We start from the raw sequence: 20,844 nt of genomic DNA, 5'->3' as shown, positions 1-20,844 counted from the left end.
TCCCCGGCGTTTCCCGCCGCCGTCCGCCGTCCCGGGGCCCGCCGGCACCGCGCCGACGATGCCCTCGTCAGCGGGGACGGCGCCCGTACAGGCCATCATGGCGGGTGCGCAACAGGCGCCGAGTCGCAGACCCTGGCCTTCCCCACGGGCGCGGATGAGAGAGAATGAAGGCTCCGCCAGGGTGGGTTGTCCGAGTTGGGCCAGTTTGGTGATCGACAAGTGTTCGAGATGCCAACTCGGCTGGATTGCAGAGGGGATTCAGTGGGCGACGAGGTCGAGATGGACGGCAAGGAGGGCAGGCTGCTCGCCGGCCGGTACCGGCTCGCCGAAGTCCTCGGCCGGGGCGGAATGGGTACGGTCTGGCGCGCACGGGACGAGGTGCTCGGCCGTACGGTCGCGGTCAAGGAACTGCGCTTCCCTGGCGGGGTCGAGGAGGACGAGAAGCGCCGCCTGATCACCCGTACGCTGCGGGAGGCCAAGGCGATCGCCCGGATCCGCAACAACGGCGCGGTCACGGTCTACGACGTGGTCGACGAGGACGACCGCCCGTGGATCGTCATGGAACTGGTCGAGGGCCGCTCGCTCGCCGAGGTGGTGCGCGACGACGGCCCGCTGACGCCGCGCCGGGCGGCCGAGGTCGGCCTCGCCGTCCTCGACGTGCTGAACGCCGCCCACCGCGAGGGCATCCTGCACCGCGACGTGAAGCCCTCCAACGTCCTGATGTCCGACGACGGCCGGGTCGTGCTCACCGACTTCGGCATCGCCCAGGTCGAGGGCGACCCCTCGGTGACCTCCACCGGCATGCTCGTCGGCGCGCCCTCGTACATATCGCCCGAGCGGGCCCGCGGCCAGAAGCCGGGCCCGCCGGCGGACCTGTGGTCGCTGGGCGGCCTGCTGTACGCCTGTGTCGAGGGCGTGCCGCCGTACGACAAGGGGTCGGCGATCGCCACCCTGACCGCGGTGATGACCGAGCCGCTGGAGCCGCCGAAGAGCGCCGGTGTGCTGGAAGAGGTCATCTACGGCCTGCTGGTCAAGGACCCGGCGGGGCGGCTCGACGACCGGGCGGCGCGGGCGCTGCTCCTGGACGCGGCCAGCGCGCCGGAGGACGCCGGACCGGAACCGCCCGCTCCGGACGCGACGCGCGCGATGGCCCTGCCGGTCGTCCCCGAGGAATCCGCCGCGCCGGCCAAGGACCGCGGCCGGGACAAGGACCGCGCCCGGGAGACGGCGCGGTCGAAGCCGTCGGTGCCGCGCCCGCAGTGGAAGCCCAAGCAGCGCGGCAAGGACGCCGAGAGACGCGCACCGGAAGCGGGCGCGGGGGCGGGCGCGGCCGCCCGCTCGGCGTCGGCGGCCGGTCCGCTCACGGACACCGGGTCGCGTACGGGCTCCGGTTCCCGTACCGGGCCGGGCTCGCGCACTGGGTCGGGCGCGGGTACGGGCACGGGCACGGGCACGACGGCTACGGGCACGGGATCCGGGGCCAAGGCGGCGACCGCCTCGACGACGCGGAGCACCACCGGCCAGTCTTCGGCGCAGACCGGCTCGACGAACGGGCCGAAGAACTGGCCGACGGCGGTCGGCTCGGCCGGCCGGACGGGCTTCGAGTCGGAGGGCGCGAAGGAGAAGGTACGGACCGCGCTCCAGGCGGTGCGCAAGGCGGCGGCCGCCGCGGCCGCCGCCGCCAAACCGGAGCCGAAGACGGACGACGGCGCGCGCCCGTCCGGCCCGCCGCGGGCGTCCGTCACCGACGTCGTACCCCGCCGTACGCTCGTCATCGCCGCCGTGGTCGTGGTGCTCGCCGTGCTCGGCACGGTGCTGGCCTTCGCGCTCAGCGGGAACGACGAGAAGGACGGCGGCCGGGCGGCGGGCGCCGACAAGGCGGCCACCGGTACGGCCGGCTCCGCTCCGGCCGGCGCCGAGGGCACCCCCGGCCGGCCGGCGGACGGCACGCCGGACAGCGGTCGGAACGGCCAGAACGGCAAGCCGGGCGGTGACGCCAAAAACAAGGCGGTGCCGCAGGGCTACGGCACGGTGGCCCACCCCGGATTCCACTTCGCCGTGGCGCTGCCGTCCGGCTGGAAGCAGACGGACACGGCCGGCCAGAACTCCGGCGCGATCTACAGCGCGTCGGGCGGCTTCCCGCGCGTCCAGATCGACTACAACGCCAAGCCCGGCAGCGACGCCGCGGCCGCTTGGCGCAGCCTGGAGCCCGCCGTGCGCGGCAGCGTCCAGGACTACCGGCGCATCGACATCAAGCCGATCGAGTGGCGGGGATACCCGACGGTCGCCGACTGGTCGTTCACGCGCAAGCAGAGCGGCCAGGACGTCCGCGTGCTCAACCGCGGTTTCCGGGCGGACGACCAGCACGGCTACGCCATCATGGTCACCTGCAAGGCGGACGCCTGGGACGCGGCGGAGTGCCGTGAGCTGAGGGACACCGCGTTCGCGACCTTCCAGGTGAAGGACTGACCCGCCGCCTCCCGCGTGCCGACCCGCGTACCGGGAGGTGCGCAGGCCGACGCGGTGTGCGTGGCGGCGGTCGCAGGGCGCGAGCGAAGTCCTGGGGGAACTGTTGGCCGGAGCGCTCCTCAACCCACGCTCCCGGCACGTATCGTGAGACCCCGAAGACCGTACGCAGCCGCAATCGGAGGGAATGCGACCGGTTTTGACCACTGGGGGTAACCAGTGGAACCGGGAGCTCCCGGGCAAAACCGGGCAGGCGGTGTGCATCGCGCGCTGGGGAGGCGTCGTGGACGAGTACGCGGGAAGAGTGCTCGCCGAGCGCTACCGCCTGCCGGTGCCGCCGGCGGACGAGTACGAGTTCGCCGAGACCCGCGCCTTCGACACGTACAGCGGGCAGGAGGTCCTCGTACGCCAGGTGCCGCTGCCCGAAGTCGTGGACGCGGAACTCCTGGACACCGGCCGCCCGGGCGGCCGCCCCGCGCCGGGCGGGTACGGATACGGGCCCGGGCATGGGCACGGTCCCGGACACCGGCTGTCCGACGCCGACCGGACGCCGCAGGACCCCGCCGTACGGCGCGCCCTGGAGGCCGCCACCGCCGCCGCCCGGCTGCCCGACCACCCGCAACTCGACCAGGTCTTCGACGTCTTCGCCCAGGACGGCAGCCTGTGGATCGTCAGTGAACGCGTCGCCGCCCGCCCGCTCGCCGCACTCCTCGCCGAACGCACCCTCACCCCGCACCGGGCGGCGGAGGTCGCCGCCGACATCCTCACCGCCCTCCGCGCCCTGCACGCGCACGGCTGGACCCACCGCAACATCACCGTCCGCACGGTCCTGGTGTGCGACGACGGGCGGGCGATCCTGACCGGCCTGGCCGCGGGCGCGGCGGAGGAAGCGCTGTGCGGGTACGACCCGGTGCCGGGGGCGGGGGAAGGCGCCGACGCGGAGGAGCGTGCGGCGGTGCCGGGGCAGGCCGCCGCGTCGGGTGAGACGGCGTCGGAGCCGGCCGGCCCCGAAGCGACGACCGGGGACGGTGGCGGTGGCGGGGAGCCGGACGCCGCACCCGAAGCGGACCCGCGCCGGGCCCGGGCCGGGGCGATAGCCGCCTACCGGGCGGGCACCCGGGCGGCGGCCGCCCGTACGGCCACCGGCGAGAACGCGACGGCGGCCGCCGACCCCGCACACCCCGCCGACCCGCACTTCAGCCCGTACCGGGACCACATCACCGCGCCGACGTCACCGACGTCACCGGCCGCGCCGGCGTCACCGGCCGCGCCGACGTCACCGGTCGCGCCGGAGCGGCCGGGCAGCGTCACGTACGGCGGCAGCCTGCCCGGACCGGGGGCGGGGCCGGGGCCGCGGCCCGGAGGTATCCAGGTGCCGCACCCGCTGCCGGTGCAGCGCCCGGCGCCGGAGGCCGGCCCCTCCCTGTCCAAGGGGGTGCGGAATCGAATCATCCGGAGCGGTCGGAGCGGTCGGAGAAGCCGGAGCGTCCGGAGCAGTCGGAGCACCCGGCGGAGTACGCGGAGCGTCCGGACCAGCCCGTTGCCTACGGGCGTCCGGGCGCGGCCCTGGCCGCCGAGCGGGCCCGGCAGGTACGGATCAACGTCGTCGGCCCGGTCACCGAGCGCTGGGCGCCGGAGCAGGCAGGACCGGTCCACGCCAACTGGCAGCTCGCGCCGCCGGTCGGCCCCGCCACCGACCTGTGGGCGGTCGGCGCGCTGCTGTTCCGGATCGTGCAGGGGCACTCCGCCTACCCCGAGGACAGCGCCGCCGAGCTGGTGCAGCTGGTGTGCTCGGAACCGCCGTCGTACGCCGAGGAGTGCGGCGCGCTGCGGCCGGTCGTCGAGTCGCTGATGCGGCAGGACCCCGCCGACCGCCCGGACTTCGAGGAACTGCGCGGCTGGCTGCGGTCGCTGATCCGTACCGCGCCGGAGCCCGAGGTGGGCAGCCGGGTCGTGACCGTACCGTCGCTGGAAGGGCCGGCCGACTCGCGGCGGCTCCCGATCCTCCGGCGCCGGGGTGAACTCGTCCGCAAGGGACGGCACAAGAAGGCACGCCAGTCCCGGCCGCCGCGCCCGGCCAAGCCGCCGCGGCAGCCGAAGGGCAAGCGCCCGGCCGCGGCCTTCCGGGAGACCGCCCAGCACGCCCAGACCGGCCTCTCCGAAGCACCCGCCGAGCAGCAGCCGCAGCCCCTCACACCACCGACACCCCAGCCCCAGCCCCACTCCTCATTCCCGTCCCAGTCTCAGTCCCAGCCCCAGTCACCCCCTCAGTACCAGCCGCCCGCCCACCAGCCTCCCCACCACTCCGCCCCGCCCCCGCACGCAGCGGCCGCGACCCAGCACTCGCACCGGTCCGGCCCGGCCCGCGCCCCCAAGCAACCCCGCCCCGCCAAGCAGCCGCGCCCGGCCAAGCAGCCCCGCCCCGCCAAGCAACTCCGGCGGAACGAGGGCGCCTCGTCCCCGGGTGGACGCAGCCCGCGCCGCCTCGGGCTGCTTCTCGTCGGGCTGGTGATCCTCCTGGTCGTGGGCACGATCCTGGTCGCGGCGCTGTTCATGCCGAAGGCCGGCTCGGGGAGGCCGGCGCGGACAGCGTCCGTGAACGCAAGGGCGCCGTGGGCACGCAGAGCTCGACACCTGACGACAGCTCCGGCAGCCGGTCCGGCGACCAGGGCTCACGCAAACAGCAGCCGCAGACGACCGAACCCGCCGACCTCGCCGAAGGCTTCGCGGTGCGCAAGGACCCGAAAGGCTTCCAGGTCGCCGTCCACCAGGGCTGGCAGCGCCGCGAGGAGAACGAGCGCGGCCAGATCCGTTACCTGGGTAACGACTTCGAGCTGCTGATCGTGCCCGGCCGCGACACCACGTCCCGCTACGGCACCGACCCGATGGCCTACCAGCAGGACAAGGAGGCGGAACTGGCCCCGTACCGTGAGTCCAGCTGGTCCGGCTCCTCCGGCCTGCGCCGTATCGACGTCGGCCGGGCCGCGATGGCCGAGGGCACCTTCACCTGGCAGGACAGCAGCGGCCGCCAGGTCTACGTACGCAACCTCGCGATGATCCACAAGGGTCGCTACCACGTCATCCAGGTCATCGGCCCGGACAACGAACGCCGCGAGGTCGACCGCCTCTACGACCAGGCGACGGGTTCCTACCGCCCCAACTAGGGCGCTTCTGACGGATCTCCGCGGCATCGCGACGCCCGGCACCCACTCTCGCCGCACGGTGCAAAGGGACAGGTGGCTCCGCCACATGACCCTTCACACCGCGCACCGAGAGCACGCACCGAACGCCGCTCGGTGTGCTCCACGGAGATCCATCAGAAACGCCCTAGTGTCCTGAGTCAGAGATCCGGTGGCAGTAGGCGGCGACTTTGTCGAGGATCTCGTCGGCGGATTTCGTCCAGACGAACGGTCTGGGGTGTTCGTTCCAGTCGGCCAGCCAGGCCCGGATGTCGCGTTCGAGAGCCTGTACGGAGCGGTGGACGCCGCGCTTGAGCTTCTTCTGTGTCAGTTCGGCGAACCACCGCTCGACCAGGTTGAGCCAGGACGCGCTGGTGGGTGTGAAGTGCAGGTGGAAGCGCGGGTGCGCCAGCAGCCACGTCTTGACCGCGGGCGTCTTGTGCGTCGCGTAGTTGTCGAGGATCAGATGCACGCCGAGGCCGGCCGGGACCTCCTTGTCCAGCCTGGCCAGGAACTTCTTGAACTCCACGGCCCGGTGTCTGCGGTGCAGCGAGCCGAAGACCTTCCCGCTCGCCACCTCCAGGGCCGCGAACAGCGTCGTGGTGCCGGCCCGGACATCGTCATGACTGCGCCGCTCGGGCACCCCGGGCATCATCGGCAGCACGGGCTGGGACCGGTCCAGCGCCTGGATCTGCGACTTCTCATCCACGCACAGCACCAGGGCCTTCTCCGGCGGATCGAGGTAGAGCCCCACGACATCGCGCACCTTGTCGATGAACAACGGGTCCGTGGACAGCTTGAACGTCTGCGTGCGGTGCGGGGCCAGGGCGAACGCCCGCCAGATCCGCGAGACGGCCGACTGGGACATGCCCGTGGCCGCCGCCATCGACCTCGTCGACCAGTGAGTGGCGTTCTTCGGCCTCTTTTCCAGCGTCTTGACGATGACCCGCTCGACATCCGCATCGGTGATCTTCCGCGGGACACCCGGCCGCGGCTCGTCGCACAGACCGTCCAGGCCGCGGTCGAGAAAACGCCTCCGCCAGGTGCGGACCGTGTCCGGGGCGATCCGCAGCCGGCGCGACACTTCCATGATCGAGTGCCCCTCGGCGCACTCCAGCACGATCCGCGACCGCTGGGCCAGTGCCTGAGCCGTCGAACGCCGACGCACCCAACCTTCCAGCACAGCCCGCTGGGCATCAGTGACCGACAACGGCGCAATCTTCGGACCCGGGCGACTCATACCCAACCAACGACGAATCTCCGACTCAGGACACTAGCGGTGGTTTGTTGACGGCGGGTGGTAGAGATCAAGGGGTCTGCCGGTGGCGACGGTGTCGAGCAGGGCTTGGAGGTCGGTGGGCGGGGGCCTGGTTGTCCACGCTCGCCAATAACGTTGCAGCGTGGCCCAGGGCGTCAGCCAGCCACGGACGGCGCGGATGGCGCGAGGCCAGCAGACCGCCTGGGGCGGGTGGGACATCTGTGTGCCCCCTCTCTGGGCCAGGATCCGGTTCCGGTTCACCCACGGGCTGTTCCGGGGCGAACCAGGTGTCCCAGCAGAAGGAGAAAGCGCAGTTGACCAGGGTCTGATGACGGCGGATCGCGGCATCGGAGCGGACCTGGAAGTCGGCCCAGCCCAGTTCGTCCTTGACCTGCTTGTAGCTCTGCTCGACCCAGTGCCGCAGCCCGTAGATCCGCACGACCTCGGTGAGATCGGCGGCCGGGGGCTGGCTGTGCTGCTCGCGGGGTGAGCCGGGCCGGGGCAGGTCGGTGGCCAGGTACCAGGTGGCATTCTCGGGCAGGGTGGCCGGGTCGGTGGTGGCCACCACCAGCCGGATGTTGCCGTCCGGCCCCCACCATCCCAGGCGGGCGTCGGCGGCCCACCAGGTGGCGGTGCGCCCGCCGCGGAAAGTGCGGGTGACCGGCGTCCAGTCACCGGGGCGGCCGGGACCGTGCCAGGCCAGTTCGCGGGCGGCATCGACCGGCCGGAAGGCATCCTTGTACTGCCAGGTGCCGTGGCCGCGTTTGAGGGCCATCACGAACGGCAGCCCGGCGGCGGACAGGTCACGGCGAAAGCTGTCGTGGTCACCGTAGGCGCAGTCCGCGGCCACCGCCCTGAAAGCCACTCCCGCCTCCGCGGCCTGGCGGGCCAGAGCACCCCCGATCTGCAGCTTCGTGCGGAAGGCCGGGTCGTTCTTCCCGCCGGGGAAGTGGTGGGCGGGGGTGTAGGGGACGGCGTGCAGCGGATAGTAGAGGCGTTCGTCGGCCCAGCAGGTGGTCACCGTGACCACACCGCGACCGGTCTTGCCGACCGAGCCGAGGTACTGCGTGCCCACGTGCGCGGTCGCCTTTCCGTCCTTGCGGTCGCCGGAATCGTCGACCACGAGCACCCCGCCCCCATGCGGGGCGGTTGCCGGGTCGGTCAGCAGCAGCTGAAGCCGTCGGGCGTTGACCGCTTCCTGGTCCCAGGTCGACTCGGAGAGGAAGAACTGCAGCCGCTGCACCGCCGCATGCTGGGCGCCGGCCACCGGCTCCGTACCGGCCAGGCACGTCAGCGTCTTGTTCCGGTCCCGCGGCAGCAGCAGCCCGGCCAGGTACTCGCGAAACCCCCGCCGCTGGGCCAGCGTGGCCAAGAGGTCGTCGAAGCGTGCGGCGTAGGCTTCCAGCGGACCGGGCGCGGGCGGACACGACAGTCGCTTGGTCATCTCACGCTCCACCGACAGGCTGAGGATCTCCCTTCCGGCATATCGCCACCACCACCCGCCGTCAACAAACCACCGCTAGCCGTCGTCCCCGCGCCTTGTCGGCTCCGGGGCGCGCGGCTAGCCTCATAACTGACGCTCCGTCAGAAAACGGCGCACGCACGCCCGTCGGGCACCGGACGGAAGAACCGCGTGAGGGGAACCAGGAGGAGACCGTGTACAAGCTGCTGCGCGGCACCGCGATCCGCACGCTCGACCTCGGCCTCGCCTGATGGACCTGGCGTACGCGCCCGAGGAGGAGGAGTTCCGGGCCCGCCTGCGGGAGTGGCTCGCCAAGGCACTCCCTGACCTGCCCGCCCGCCCCGACCCGCTGGACTGGCCGGGCCGGCGCGGCTACGACCTCGGCTGGCAGCGGCGGCTGTACGACGCCGGGTACGGCACCGTGCACTGGGACGCCTCGCCCACCCGGCGGCTGATCTTCCTGGAGGAGACGGAGCGCGCCGGCGCGCCCTACGTGGGCGCCAACTTCGTCGGACTGCTGCACGCCGGACCGACCATCGCCGCCGAGGGCACGGACCAGCAGCGCGCCCGCTGGCTGCCGCCCGTCGTGCGCGGCGACGAGGTCTGGTGCCAGGGCTTCAGCGAGCCGGAGGCGGGCTCCGACCTCGCCGCCCTGCGCACCCGCGCGGTACGCGACGGCGACGACTACGTGGTCACCGGGCAGAAGATCTGGACCTCGCACGCGGAGATCGCCGACTGGTGCGAGTTGCTGGTGCGTACGGATCCGGAGGCGCCCCGACACCGGGGGATCTCCTGGCTGGCGATGCCGATGGACGCGCCCGGGATCACCGTACGGCCGCTGCGTACGCTCGTCGGCCCGGCCGAGTTCGCGGAGGTCTTCCTCGACGAGGTGCGGGTGCCGGTGGCCAACCGGGTCGGTGCCGAGCACGACGGCTGGCGCGTCACCATGGTCACGCTCTCCTTCGAGCGGGGCACCGCCTTCGTCGGCGAGGTCGTCGCCTGCCGCCGCACGCTCGGCCTGCTGGCCCGCGCGGCACGGGCGAACGGGCGCTGGGACGACCCGGTGCTGCGCCGTCGGCTGGGCCGGCTGAACGCCGAGTTCATGGCCCTGTGGCGGCTCATCCAGCGCAACGTCGGCGCGGCCCGGGACGTGGGCGGGGCGCCGGACGCGGGCGGCTCGGTCTTCAAACTGCGCTACTCGCAGGTCCGCCAGGAGCTGTACGACGCGGCCGCCGAGGTGCTGGGGCCGTGCGGCGCGCTGGACGCGGACCAGCAGTGGACGGCGGACCGGCTGTCGTCCCTCTCGTACACGATCGCCGCCGGTACCTCGCAGATCCAGCGCGACATCGTCGCCGAGCGCATCCTCGGCCTGCCGAAGGGACGGTGAACGGGCGCCGTGGACCTCCGACCCACCGCTGATCAACAGGCCTTGCAGGCCGGAACCCGCGAACTGCTGACGCGGCGCTTCGGGAGGGACCGGCTGCGGGAGGCGGTGGAGGCCCCCGCGCTCGACCGCGCGCTCTGGCGTGAGCTGGGCGCGGCCGGGTTCTTCGCGCTGCGGCTGCCGGAGGCGGACGGCGGGGTGGGGCTCGGCCTGCCGGACGCGGTGCTGGTCTTCGAGGAGGCCGGGCGGGCGCTGCTGCCGGGGCCGCTGGTGGCGGGGCAGCTGCTGGCGGGGGTGGTGCCGGGGGTGGCGACGGGGGAGCGGGTGGTGGGGCTGTGCGATGCGGGGCGGGGTGGGGAGTGTCTGTGGGAACACCCTGGGGACTGCGATGAGTTGATCTTGTTGGAGGGCGGTGATCCCGGTGATCCCGGTGATCCCGGCGAGCGTGGCGATCCGGGAGGGGCGGCCGGTTCGGAGGCGGACGGCCCGGTGTGGAGTGGCCCGGCGTCGGGCGCCCGCGGCAGAGCCTTCTGGAGCGCCCCCGACTGGCCCGTCCTGGAAGCCGTCCGCTCGATCGACCCCCTCACGCCGCTCGCGCGCGTGACGTCCTACCCGCGCAGCGCGCCGCGCTCTCTGGACGTACCCCGGTTGCGCCGGGAGGCCGCTCTGCTGACCGCGGCGCTCCAGCTGGGCAGCGCTGCCCGTACGGTCGAGATGGCCGTGCAACACGCCCGGAGCCGAGAGCAGTTCGGCGTGCGGATCGGATCGTTCCAGGCGGTGAAACATCTGTGCGCCGAGATGCTGATAAGAGTGGAAATAGCGCGAAGTGCCGTATATGCCGCTTCGCTCACCGAACGGTCACTCCCCGTAGTCGGCGCCAAGTTGCTCGCCGACGAGGCCGCCGTCCGCAACGCCCGGGACTGCCTCCAGGTGCACGGCGGTACGGGCTTCACCTGGGAGGCCGACGTGCATCTCCATCTCAAACGGGCGTGGTGCCGAGTCGAACAGTGGCAAAGCGGCGGAAAGGCGGAGGAAGCACTCGCCGAGGCGCTGCTGGCCGACGATGTCGGTGTCTAGCGGGTTGTGTGCGGAATGTCGGACTCCGTACACACAAGCGGTCACGGAGGGTCGAAAGCGGGTTGTGTCCTAGGCGTAACTCGTCACAGGGGGAGTCGGCGCCCCGCTCGGGTACGCTCCCTTGGGTGCGAGTGGTTCTGAGGCGCAACTGTTCCCGTGGGGTCGTGGTGACCGACCCGGGATGCCGAACGCGCTCCACCCGCCCCCGAAGGAGGGGTGTGAAGCCCTCTTGTTCGACTCCCGGCAATGCGCGTCGCACAGTATGCACTACGCATACTCCCTTGCGCTGGAATATGCCCGAAGCGCTTGTTGGGGTGACTGAACGTCAACCATGCTGTGCATCACCGGGGTCACGGAGTGTGACCCCGAGGAGGCGCGAGGCGATGTGTCCGCCGGTTCGGATGGTGTGAGCGGTGCAGGTGCTTCAGGTGCAGTTGGAAGTCCGGCCTGACCCCGCGGAGGTGGGGCGGGCCCGGAGGTGGGCCAGGTCGCGGCTGGCCGGCTCGGGCATAGGGGACGACGAGCCGCTGGCGGAGACGCTGATCCTGCTGATCTCCGAGTTGGTCACCAATGCCGTCGTGCATACCGGGAACCCCGCCGAGCTGCGGATGTGCTTCTCGGGCTCGGGCGCCGTGGTGGGCACCGTACGGGTCGAGGTCTCGGACCGCAGTACCCGCGCGCCGCGCCCCCGGCGTGCCGACGGCGACGACACGAACGGCCGCGGTCTGGAGCTGGTCGACGGCCTGGCGGACCGCTGGGGCTGGCGGCGGGAGGGGACCGGGAAGAGCATCTGGTGCGAGGTGGACCGCGGGCAGTCGATGCTGATGCCGGCGGGCTCGGACCTGGGCACGTACGACCCGCACTGCGCCGTCCCGCACCGCGCCTGACGCTGACCGGAGGAAAGTGCGGACCAGTTGTTGACGTGCCGTGTGCACGTGATCACGCTGGGATGGAGCGATGCGCCGCGAGGGGACGCCGAGGTGCGAGGGCCGGGAGGCCGCGGCCTCGGCGAGTGCGGATCGTGTCCGTAGCCGGGTGGTGGTCCGCGGTGCCACGCTCGGGGTGCGCACGGCGTACCGCCACCCGGCTGGGGCGCCGCGGCTGTCCGTACGGCCGCCCGTCCGCTTCCGCCCGTCCGCTTCCGCCCGTCCGCTTCGTACGGCTCGCTTTCCGTATGGCCTGCCTCCCCGCGTGGGTGGTCCCGGCCCGTGTGACCCGCCTCAGAGGACCGCGACCGGCGCCACCGGTGCGCCGGTGCCGCCCACGAACGGCTCGGCCATCGCGGTGAGGAAGAACGCGTAACGGTTCTCCTCCGCGCAGGCCCCGGCCAGCTCCTCCAGATTCCAGTTCTGGCCCTGGATCATGCCCATCTCCACCAGGTGCAGCGCGTGCACGGGCATCCAGAGGCCGTCGATCTCCGGCGGGAAGATCTCGAAGGTGAGGGTGTCGTCGGCGACGGCCGCGACGTCGCGGGCGTGGAACCACTCGGGCGTACGGACCGACAGTCCGGGGGACGGGTAGGCGTACGCGTCCCGGTCGCCCGCCAGGTAGTGCTGGATCTGCCCGGTGCGGACCAGCACGATGTCGCCGGACCGTACCCGCGTCCCGGCCAGCTCCTCCGCCGCGTCGAGGTCCTCCGGGGTCACCGCGTGGTCGGCAGGCAGCCTCCCGGGCCCGTCGGAATCCCCGCGGCGGGCGCGGGCCACGTCGAGCAGGACGCCGCGCGAGACGATCGGGGGCGCCTTCTCGATGCCGAGGACGGTGGCGCCGCCGTGCGCGGTGACGGAGCCGGCGGGGCGGTCGTTGTAGAGCCGGCCGGAGTGCGAGACATGGGTCAGGCCGTCCCAGTGGGTGGCCGCCTGGAGGCCCATGGTGACGGCGTCGTCGGAGGTGGCGACCGTCCCCGGGCCGAAGAGTTCCTGGTTGATCGCGGTCATGGTGTGCAGGGGGTTGACCCGGCCGGGGATCAGGCCGGTCTGTACGCCGTCCTGCCGCAGCGGCAGCGCGAGGGCGATGCGGCGGCCGCTGCGGACGGTGGCGGCGGCCTCCCGTACGACGTCGGGTGTGAGCAGGTTGAGCGTGCCGATCTCGTCGTCCGCGCCCCAGCGGCCCCAGTTGTTCACGCGTTTGGCCAGGGCGTGGAACTCGGCGGGGAGTGGCATGGGGGCTCCTCGGTGGCTTCGGGCTTTCGGAATTTCGGGGGTTTCGGGGTTTCGGGGGGCGGGGGGTTTCAGGGGCTTCACGGGGTGTCGGGCGGCGCCGGGGTGCGCGTCGGGCTGCGCCGGGTCTTGTGCTCGGTGCGGCTCTGCTCAAAAATCTAACGGGCCGTCAGAAACTGCGGGAAGGGGCGCGGCATGGGGAACTTCTTGGCGGGCAAGGTGATCGCCGTCACCGGCGCGGGCCGTGGCATCGGGCGCGCGGTGGCCCTGGCCTGCGCCGCGCAGGGCGCCAAGGTGGTCGTCAACGACTACGGGGTGGCGGTCGACGGCGCCGGACCGAGCAGCGAGGTCGCCGAGGCGGTGGTCGAGGAGATCGGGCAGGCGGGCGGCGAGGCGGTCGCCGTCGCGGACGACGTGTCCACGATGGCGGGCGGCCAGCGCGTCGTCGACACGGCGCTCACCCGCTACGGGCGCGTGGACGGCGTGGCGTGCGTGGCCGGCATCCTGCGCGAACGGATGCTCTTCAACATGACCGAGGAGGAGTGGGACCCGGTCGTCGCCACCCACCTGAAGGGCACGTTCACCGTGTTCCGGGCGGCCTCGGCGGTCATGCGCCGACAGCGGTCCGGCACCCTCGTCGGCTTCACCAGCGGCAACCACCAGGGCAGCGTCTCGCAGGCCAACTACGCCGCGGCCAAGGGCGGCGTCATCTCGCTGGTGCGCAGCGCCGCACTCGGCCTCAGCCGGTACGGCGTGACCGCCAACGCGGTCGCCCCCGTCGCCCGTACACGGATGTCCGCCGGCGTACCGACGGAGCTGACGGAGATCGGCGAGCCCGAGGACGTCGCGGCCCTCGTCGTCTACCTGCTCAGCGACCGCGCCCAGCAGGAGCGCATCACCGGGCAGGTCTACACGGTCGCCGGGCCGAAGATCGCGGTGTGGGCCCAGCCGAGGGAGCTGCGCTCCGGGTACGCGGAGGGTGGGTGGACGCCGGAGAAGATCGCGGAGTTTCTGCCGGGGGCGGTGGGGGTCGATCCGATGCCGTTGCTGTCCCGGGTGGAGGCGATGGCCGCTGACGCGGCCGGGGGCGGCGTCCCAACGTGTAGGCCACCCGGGGGCCCGGTTTTTGGTGCCGGTTCGCCTTTGGCTGCGTGGCGCTCGTTGGGCGCGGGTTTCCGGTTCGCCGGTGCCGGTCCGCCTGCGGGGGCGGCCCTGTGCGCGCCTGCGGCGGGCTGTGGTCGCTGCGCGGGCTGTCAAGGTTCGGGGGCGGGCCTGCGCGGCAGGCCGCTCCGGCCCGCTCCCTTCCGTGAGGGGTGGGTGGAGGGGCGGGTGGGGGCCGATCTCGGTGGGAGGCGTGTGGTGGATTTCTCGGTGGGGGCCGCAGACAGGGTGTTTCGGGGGGAGGTGCGTTGCTGGCTGGCGGAGCATCTGTGTGAGGAGTGGTTGTCCGGGCGTGAGTCATATCGCGTACGGCTCGCCTGGGAGCGGGAGTTGGGGCGTTGTGGGTGGGTCGGGATCGGGTGGGACCGTGCTTACGGTTCGTTTGGGAACCGGGGGGCTTCGCTGACGCAGCAGGTGGTGTGGGCCGAGGAGTACGCCGCGGCGCGTGCGCCGGAGCGGGTGGGGCACATCGGGGAGCAACTGCTGGCGCCGACGCTGATCGCTTACGGGGACGACGCACAGCGGAAACGTTTCCTGCCGCCCGTCGCACGGGGCGAGGAACTGTGGTGCCAGGGGTACAGCGAGCCCGGCGCGGGCTCGGACCTCGCGGCGGTCCGTACGGTGGCCGTGCGGGACGGGGACACGTACCGGATCAGCGGGCAGAAGATCTGGACCTCGCTCGCGCGGGAGGCCGACTGGTGCTTCGTGCTGGCCAGGACCGACCCGGGGGAGCGGCGGCACCGGGGGTTGTCCTTCCTGCTGGTGCCGATGGACCAGCCGGGGCGCGTCGAGGTGCGGCCGGTCCGGCAGATGACGGGGACGTCCGAGTTCAACGAGGTGTTCTTCGACGGGGCGGTGGCGCGCGCCGGGCATGTGGTGGGCGGCCCCGGGGCCGGGTGGCGGGTGGCCATGGGGCTGCTGGCGCTGGAGCGCGGCGTCTCCACGCTCGCCCAACAGGTTGCTTTCGGCGCCGAGTTGAGCGAAGTCGTCCGTGAGGCGGTGCGTACGGGGGCGGTGGACGATCCCGTACTGCGGGACCGGCTCGTACGGCAGTGGGCCGAGCTGCGGGTGATGCGCTGGAACGCGCTGCGCACGCTCGGGCCGGCGGCCGGGGACGCGGGTGCGCCCAGTGTGGCGAAGCTGCTGTGGTCCGGCTGGCGCCAGCGGATGGGGGAGCTGGCCATGCAGGTACGGGGAGCGGGCGCGGTGTGCGGTCCGCAGCCGTGGACGGCGGATGCCGCGTACGGACTCGACGCGGAGCAGCGGCGGTTCCTCTTCAGCCGGGCCGACACGGTCTACGGCGGTTCGGACGAGATCCAGCGCACGATCATTGCCGGGCGGGTGCTCGGCCTCGGCGGAGGGCGGGAGCGGTGATGCGAGGCGTCATGTTCGAGGGTGACCGGCCGCGGTTCGTGGACGACCTGGAGGTACGGGGGCCAGGGCCCGGCGAGGTGCTGGTCGGTATCCGGGCTGCGGGGCTGTGCCACAGCGATGTGTCAGTGGTCGATGGGACGATTCCTTATCCGGTGCCGGTGGTGCTGGGGCACGAGGGTGCGGGCGTGGTCGAGGAGGTGGGGGACGGGGTCACACATGTAGCGGCAGGAGATCATGTCGCGCTGTCCACGCTGGCCAACTGCGGGACGTGCGCGGAGTGCGACCGTGGCCGGCCGACGATGTGCCGCGCCTCGATCGGGATGCCCGGGAAGCCGTTCCGGCACGGCGGCCGGGAGGTGTACAGCTTCGCGTCCAACTCGGCCTTCGCCGAGCGTACGGTCGTGCGGGCCGTGCAGGCGGTGCGGATTCCCCGTGGGATACCGCTGACGTCGGCGGCACTGATCGGGTGCGGTGTGCTGACCGGGGTCGGCGCCGTCCTGAACCGTGCGCGGGTGGAGCAGGGCGACACGGTGGTGGTGATCGGCACGGGCGGCGTCGGGCTGAACGTGCTCCAGGGCGCCCGGCTGGCCGGCGCCTCGGTGCGCGTCGCCGTGGACGTCGATCCGGCCAAGGAGGCGGTGGCGCGGCTCTTCGGCGCGACGCACTTCGTGGACGCGTCGGCGGCGCCGGACACCGTCGAGGCCGTACGCGGCGTCCTGCCGTACGGCGCCGACCACGCCTTCGAGTGCGTGGGCCGTACGGAGCTGATCCGGCAGGCCGTGGACGTCCTCGGCCGGCACGGTCAGGCGGTGCTGCTGGGCGTGCCCCCGGCCACCGCCGAGGCGTCGTTCCTGGTTTCGTCGATGTATCTGGACAAGTCCATCCTGGGCTGCCGCTACGGCTCGTCCCGCCCGCAGCGCGACGTCGCGCGGTACGCGAGGTTCTACGAGGAGGGCCGCCTCCTCCTGGACGAGCTGGTGACCAGGACTTACGCGATCAAGGACTTCGACGCGGCGGTGGCGGACCTGCGGAGGGGGCGGGTGGCGCGGGGAGCGCTGACGTTCTGACGGGATCACGGGATGACGGGATGACGGGATGACGTTCTGAGGGGGGCCGGCGGGCCGACGTACGGGGAGGCGGGCCACCGTACTGGCCGGCGTGCCGCCCGCCAGTACGGCCGCCCTCCGCCCGCCTCCCTCCGGCTTCCGGCCGGGCGGATCCGCCCTACGCGCTGAAGCGGCCGAAAGCGCCCCGGTGGAAGAGGAGCGGGCCGGCTCCGGCGGCTTCCGGGTCCGTGCCGAGGGCGGCGACCCGGCCCACGACGATGAGGTGGTCGCCGCCGGTGTGCACGGCCTGGATCGTGCAGTCGATCCAGGCCGGGGCGCCCGCCAGGCGCGGTGAGCCGGTGACGGGAGCAGGCGTGTGGGTGACGCCCGCGAACTTGTCGGCGCCGCTGACCGCGAAGGCTCGGCACAGGCCCCCTGGTCCGCGCCCAGGATGTTGACGCAGAAGACGCCCGCGCGGGCGATCCGGGGCCAGGTCGTGGACGTACGGGCCACCATGAACGTGACCAGCGGCGGGTCGAGGGAGAGCGACGCGAAGGACTGGCAGGCGAAGCCCGCGGGGGCGTCGGGTGGGGTGCCGGCCGCGCAGGGCGCGGGGGCGGACGGGGGAGCGGGGGCGGTGACGACCGTGACGCCGCTGGCGAAGTGGCCGAGGACGTCGCGGAACGCCGCCGGGTCCAGTGGCGCGCGCTCGTCCTCCCGTACGGCCCTGAGGGCAGGGCGCGGCGGTGTGGTGGTGGCGCGGTCCGGGGCCGGGTCCGGGGCCGTGGCCGGAGCCCCGGCCGAGGTCGGCGCGCCGACCGATCGCAGATAGCGCACCGCGATGGCTGCCATACCGGCGTGTCCCATCATGGCTCCATTGAACCTGACGGGCCGTCAGTTAGGAAGGGCGGCGGGCCCTTCTCCCCGCTCCCACCCCCTCATCGCCCCCGGTACGTGGGCCGACGGCGCTCCACGAAGGCCGTCACCCCCTCCCGTGCGTCCGCCGTCGTCATGTTGATCTCCTGGGCCGCTGCCTCGGCCGCGAACGCCGCGCCGCGGTCGCCGTGCATCGAGGCGTTGACCAACTGCTTCGTGAGGGCGAGGGCCCGGGTCGGGCCGGCGGCGAGCCGTTCCGCCCAGTCCTGCGCGGCCTGTTTCAGTCCCGCGTCCGGCACCACTCGGTTGACCAGCCCCAGGCGTTCGGCGTCGGCCGCCGTGACGGCGTCGCCGAAGAACAGCAGCTCCTTCGCGCGCTGCGGCCCGACGAGCCGGGGCAGCAGGTACGCGCCGCCGCCGTCCGGTACGAGACCGCGGCGCGCGAACACCTCGATGAACGTGGCGGACTCGGCCGCCACCACCAGGTCGCAGGCGAAGGCGAGGTGCGCGCCGAGCCCGGCGGCGGTGCCGTTGACGGCGGCGAGGACGGGTTTCTCGCAGTCGAGTACGGCGGAGACGAGGCGCTGGGCGCCGCGCCGGATCAGGCGGGCCACGTCGCCCGCGACCCGCTCGGGCGGCGGCGCGCCGCTCGGCCCGCCGTCTGGCCCGCTACCGCCCGGCTCGCCGCCGCCCGGCCCACCGCCGCTCGGTCCACCGCCGCCCGGCCCGCCGCGGAGGTCGGCCCCCGCGCAGAAACCTTTGCCCGTTCCGGTGACGACGACGGCGCGCACGTCCGGGTCGGCGGACGCCTCGGAAAGATGCTCGATGATGCGTTCGCGCAGGTCAGGGGTGATGGCGTTGAGGGCGGCCGGGCGGTTGAGGGTGATCTGCAGCACGCCGTTGTCAGTGGTGTGGAGTATCAAGGAATCAGCGGAGACGGAATCGGGGGAATCGGGGGTGGGGGCCATGGTGAGGCGGCTCCGAGTTCTGTGGTCGACGGTGAGAGCGCGCGGGAGGGCGAGCGCCCGGGCGGCCGCGCGGGCCGCCGGTCCGCTCGCGCGGTCAGTGGCAGACGGCGAGCGCGTCGAGTGCGACGGCGCCCTGGCCGCGCGGCAGCACCATCAGCGGGTTGATGTCCAGTTCGGCGAGTTCGCCGCTCAGGTCCAGCGCCATCCGCTGGACGCGCAGGACGACCTCGACGAGCGCGTCCACGTCGGCCGGCCGCCCTCCCCGTACACCCTCCAGCAGGGCGTGGCCGCGCAGTTCGCCGAGCATCGCGCGGGCCCGGTCCTCGCCGAAGGGCGGCACACCGACGGCGGTGTCCCGCAGGACTTCGACGAGCACCCCGCCCAGTCCGACCGTCACGGTCGGCCCGAAGAGGCGGTCCGGGGTGACGCCCACGACCATCTCCACGCCCCGCTCGACCATCTGGCAGACGAGCACCCCGTCCAGTTCGATGCCTTCGTGGCGGGCGATGTCGGCCAGCTCCCGGTAGGCGTCCCTGACCTGGCTGGCGGAGGTCAGCCCGGTCTTGACGAGCCCGAGTTCCGTCTTGTGCGCGAGCTGCGGCGCGGACGCCTTCATGACGACGGGGTAGCCGACCAGGCTCGCGGCGCGCACGGCCGCCGCCGCGCTGGTGACGAGCTGCTCGCGCGGCACCCTGATCCCGTAGGCGCGCAGGAGCTGCTTCGCCGCGTGTTCGCTGAGCTGCTGTCCCGGGCGCAGCAGGTCCTGCGCCTTGCGCGCGGAGGGCGAGGGCGTGCGCGGCGCGTCGTCGAAGGGGAGCGGTAGTTGGCGGTGAAGCGGTGGTGGGCGAGATGGGCGTGTACGGCCGTGACGCAGTTCGCGAAGGTGCGGAAGGTCGCCACGCGCCGGGAGCCGAGGAGGGTGTGCCGGTAGGCGTCCTCGGTGCCGACGGGCGAGCCCCAGACGACGCACACCAGCTTGTCCGTCTCCTCCGCCGCGTCCACGAGGTCCTGCGCCAGCTTGTCGCTCATCGGCGGGAACGGGCCGGTGATCGGACAGATCAGTACGCCGATGGACGGGTCGGCGAGCAGCGCGTCGATGATCTTGCGGCCGCGCCGGTCACCGACCGGGTGGCCGCCGCTGTCCACCGGGTTGGCGACGTCCAGGTAGTCCGGGATCCACTGGTGCAGCTCGTCCTGCTTGGCGCGGTCCAGCGCGGGCAGCCGGAGCCCGGCGGCCGTCGCCAGGTCCGCGAAGTGGGCGCCGGTGCCCCCGGATATCGAATAGACGGCGACGCCGTCGGCCGTCGGTGTGCGGGCCCGGGCGAGCAGGGCCGCGGTGTCCTGCAACTCGTCCAGTCCGTCCACCCGGATCACGCCGAACTGCCGCATGGCCGCGTCCACCACCGCGTCGGCACCGGTCAGTTTGCCGGTGTGCGAGGCGGCCGTACGGGCCCCGGCCTCGGTGCGGCCGACCTTGACGGCGACGACCGGGACCTTGTTGCGGGCCGCCCGGTCGGCGGCGAGCAGGAAGCTCCGGCCGTCCTTGAACCCTTCGATGTACGCGGCGACGGCGCCGACCTCGGGACGGGAGGCGAAGTAGGAGAGGAAGTCGGCGGTCTCCAGATCGGCCTCGTTGCCGGTCGGGGCCCAGTGCGAGAGGCGGATGCCCAGCTCCTGGAGGGAGAAGACGGGACGGCCCTGGTGGCCTGACTGGGTGATCAGGGCGATGGCGGGGCCGTCCAGGTCCTCGCGGAACGACGCGAAGGCGTTGAGGTTGGTGTTCGGGCCGAGCAGCCGGATGCCGGTACGGGCCACGGCCTCGGCCAGCCGGTCCTGGGCGGCGGCACCGGCCGCCCCGGTCTCGGCGAAGCCGGAGGCGAAGGCGACCGCGAACCTGACCTTGGCGTCGGCCAGTTCCTCGATGACGGGTACGGGGTCCGCGATCAGCAGTACGGCGAGATCGGCCTGCTCGGGCAGGTCGGAGACGGAGGTGAGACAGGGCAGGCCGAAGACGCTGCGGCGGCCCGGGTTGACCGGGTAGAGACGGGCACCGACGCGTTCGGCCCACGCGATGAGCTGGCGGGTGATGCCGGTGTTCGGGCGGCCCTCGCTGTCGGAGGCGCCGACCACCGCGACCGCCCCGGGCCGGAAGAACCGGTCCAGGTCGGGGACGGGGGCGTACAGCGGGCGCCCGCTGACGTCCAGGTCGGGCCCCGTGGCGCCGGCGGGCGTGCCGTCGGTGCGCGGTCCGCCCGCGGGCGGTGCGGCCGTGCCGTGCACGGTGTGCGGTGGGGTGGCCCCGCAGGCCACTGCGCGGGCGGGGCTGGAGTGAGTGGTGAGACTGCCGTGAGTCGATCCAAGCATCGCTGACGCCCGCTCCCGTGTGACGAGTGCCGATCCAACTGACGCCTCGTCAGGTTAGGACAACTGACGG

General features: G+C 73.1%; 11 protein-coding genes and 4 pseudogenes. 9 read left to right on the top strand and 6 right to left on the bottom strand.

All coding sequences use genetic code 11. The annotated features are described in order from the left end of the window. Nucleotides 1–279 precede the first annotated feature (279 nt). The 3 genes and pseudogenes from ACEXOX_RS21805 to ACEXOX_RS21795 all read left to right on the top strand — a co-directional run bounded on the left by ACEXOX_RS21805 (nt 280) and on the right by ACEXOX_RS21795 (nt 5,630). Nucleotides 280–2,469: a serine/threonine-protein kinase gene (locus ACEXOX_RS21805; protein WP_406526427.1), complete on the top strand. Its 2,190-nt coding sequence runs from the start codon at nt 280–282 to the stop codon at nt 2,467–2,469. A gap of 280 nt (nt 2,470–2,749) precedes the next feature. Next, nucleotides 2,750–4,500, top strand: a pseudogene (locus ACEXOX_RS21800) (protein kinase); the annotation flags it as partial. A 578-nt stretch (nt 4,501–5,078) separates the two neighbouring features. Next, entirely contained in the window at nt 5,079–5,630 is a 552-nt protein-coding gene (locus ACEXOX_RS21795) for a serine/threonine protein kinase (RefSeq protein WP_406526694.1), read from the top strand. 163 nt (nt 5,631–5,793) lie between these two features. Here the strand turns inward: ACEXOX_RS21795 and ACEXOX_RS21790 are convergent, their stop codons facing one another. Together ACEXOX_RS21790 and ACEXOX_RS21785 are read right to left on the bottom strand one after the other, a co-directional pair. After that, nucleotides 5,794–6,885, bottom strand: a complete 1,092-nt coding sequence (locus ACEXOX_RS21790; RefSeq protein ID WP_406522675.1) for an IS630 family transposase — start codon at nt 6,883–6,885, stop codon at nt 5,794–5,796. Between the two features lie 67 nt (nt 6,886–6,952). Then, complete coding sequence (locus tag ACEXOX_RS21785; protein WP_406522674.1) at nt 6,953–8,347, bottom strand: IS701 family transposase; 1,395 nt, start codon at nt 8,345–8,347, stop codon at nt 6,953–6,955. Nucleotides 8,348–8,615: 268 nt separating this feature from the next. Here ACEXOX_RS21785 and ACEXOX_RS21780 point away from each other — a divergent pair, with 268 nt between their 5' ends. The 3 genes from ACEXOX_RS21780 to ACEXOX_RS21770 all read left to right on the top strand — a co-directional run bounded on the left by ACEXOX_RS21780 (nt 8,616) and on the right by ACEXOX_RS21770 (nt 11,713). Continuing rightward, the gene (locus tag ACEXOX_RS21780; RefSeq protein WP_406522672.1) at nt 8,616–9,752 is read left to right on the top strand and encodes an acyl-CoA dehydrogenase family protein; all 1,137 of its coding nucleotides are present in this window, start codon (nt 8,616–8,618) and stop codon (nt 9,750–9,752) included. 9 nt (nt 9,753–9,761) lie between these two features. Continuing rightward, nucleotides 9,762–10,826, top strand: coding sequence for an acyl-CoA dehydrogenase family protein (locus ACEXOX_RS21775; RefSeq protein WP_406522670.1), 1,065 nt, complete (start codon nt 9,762–9,764; stop codon nt 10,824–10,826). Between the two features lie 413 nt (nt 10,827–11,239). Further along, nucleotides 11,240–11,713 (top strand): ATP-binding protein, encoded by a 474-nt coding sequence (locus ACEXOX_RS21770; RefSeq protein ID WP_406522668.1) that lies wholly within the window; start codon nt 11,240–11,242, stop codon nt 11,711–11,713. A 333-nt stretch (nt 11,714–12,046) separates the two neighbouring features. Here ACEXOX_RS21770 and ACEXOX_RS21765 read toward each other — a convergent pair whose 3' ends face one another. Continuing rightward, nucleotides 12,047–12,988 carry a cyclase family protein gene (locus ACEXOX_RS21765; protein ID WP_406522666.1) on the bottom strand — a complete coding sequence of 314 codons (942 nt, stop codon included), beginning with the start codon at nt 12,986–12,988 and terminating at the stop codon, nt 12,047–12,049. Between the two features lie 192 nt (nt 12,989–13,180). Here ACEXOX_RS21765 and ACEXOX_RS21760 point away from each other — a divergent pair. The 3 genes and pseudogenes from ACEXOX_RS21760 to ACEXOX_RS21750 all read left to right on the top strand — a co-directional run. Next, a pseudogene (locus ACEXOX_RS21760) lies at nt 13,181–14,083 on the top strand (SDR family oxidoreductase); the annotation flags it as partial. 261 nt (nt 14,084–14,344) lie between these two features. Further along, nucleotides 14,345–15,520: an acyl-CoA dehydrogenase family protein gene (locus ACEXOX_RS21755; RefSeq protein WP_406526426.1), complete on the top strand. Its 1,176-nt coding sequence runs from the start codon at nt 14,345–14,347 to the stop codon at nt 15,518–15,520. Continuing rightward, complete coding sequence (locus tag ACEXOX_RS21750) at nt 15,520–16,587, top strand: alcohol dehydrogenase catalytic domain-containing protein (RefSeq protein WP_406522664.1); 1,068 nt, start codon at nt 15,520–15,522, stop codon at nt 16,585–16,587. Before ACEXOX_RS21755 ends, ACEXOX_RS21750 begins: the two co-directional genes overlap by 1 nt. A 157-nt stretch (nt 16,588–16,744) precedes the next feature. Here ACEXOX_RS21750 and ACEXOX_RS21745 read toward each other — a convergent pair. The 3 genes and pseudogenes from ACEXOX_RS21745 to ACEXOX_RS21735 all read right to left on the bottom strand — a co-directional run bounded on the left by ACEXOX_RS21745 (nt 16,745) and on the right by ACEXOX_RS21735 (nt 20,774). Continuing rightward, a pseudogene (locus tag ACEXOX_RS21745) lies at nt 16,745–17,418 on the bottom strand (flavin reductase family protein). Nucleotides 17,419–17,504: 86 nt separating this feature from the next. Further along, nucleotides 17,505–18,410, bottom strand: a complete 906-nt coding sequence (locus ACEXOX_RS21740) for an enoyl-CoA hydratase/isomerase family protein (RefSeq protein ID WP_406522663.1) — start codon at nt 18,408–18,410, stop codon at nt 17,505–17,507. A 94-nt stretch (nt 18,411–18,504) separates the two neighbouring features. After that, nucleotides 18,505–20,774 (bottom strand): annotated as a pseudogene (locus ACEXOX_RS21735) (acetate--CoA ligase family protein). Nucleotides 20,775–20,844: the final 70 nt, after the last annotated feature.

The organism is Streptomyces sp. Ac-502, assembly GCF_045222935.1.
In the GTDB taxonomy this organism is placed as follows: domain Bacteria; phylum Actinomycetota; class Actinomycetes; order Streptomycetales; family Streptomycetaceae; genus Streptomyces; species Streptomyces monomycini.
Note: the sequence above shows the minus strand (reverse complement) of the source record. Positions and strands in the feature narration are given on the sequence as shown.

Bases quoted from the DNA above. Each gene is read 5' to 3' on its own strand.
- ACEXOX_RS21740 (WP_406522663.1), bottom strand. From the start codon at position 18,410: ATGGCCCCCACCCCCGATTCCCCCGATTCCGTCTCCGCTGATTCCTTG.
- ACEXOX_RS21765 (WP_406522666.1), bottom strand. From the start codon at position 12,988: ATGCCACTCCCCGCCGAGTTCCACGCCCTGGCCAAACGCGTGAACAAC.
- ACEXOX_RS21805 (WP_406526427.1), top strand. From the start codon at position 280: ATGGACGGCAAGGAGGGCAGGCTGCTCGCCGGCCGGTACCGGCTCGCC.
- ACEXOX_RS21785 (WP_406522674.1), bottom strand. From the start codon at position 8,347: ATGACCAAGCGACTGTCGTGTCCGCCCGCGCCCGGTCCGCTGGAAGCC.
- ACEXOX_RS21780 (WP_406522672.1), top strand. From the start codon at position 8,616: ATGGACCTGGCGTACGCGCCCGAGGAGGAGGAGTTCCGGGCCCGCCTG.
- ACEXOX_RS21750 (WP_406522664.1), top strand. From the start codon at position 15,520: ATGCGAGGCGTCATGTTCGAGGGTGACCGGCCGCGGTTCGTGGACGAC.
- ACEXOX_RS21790 (WP_406522675.1), bottom strand. From the start codon at position 6,885: ATGAGTCGCCCGGGTCCGAAGATTGCGCCGTTGTCGGTCACTGATGCC.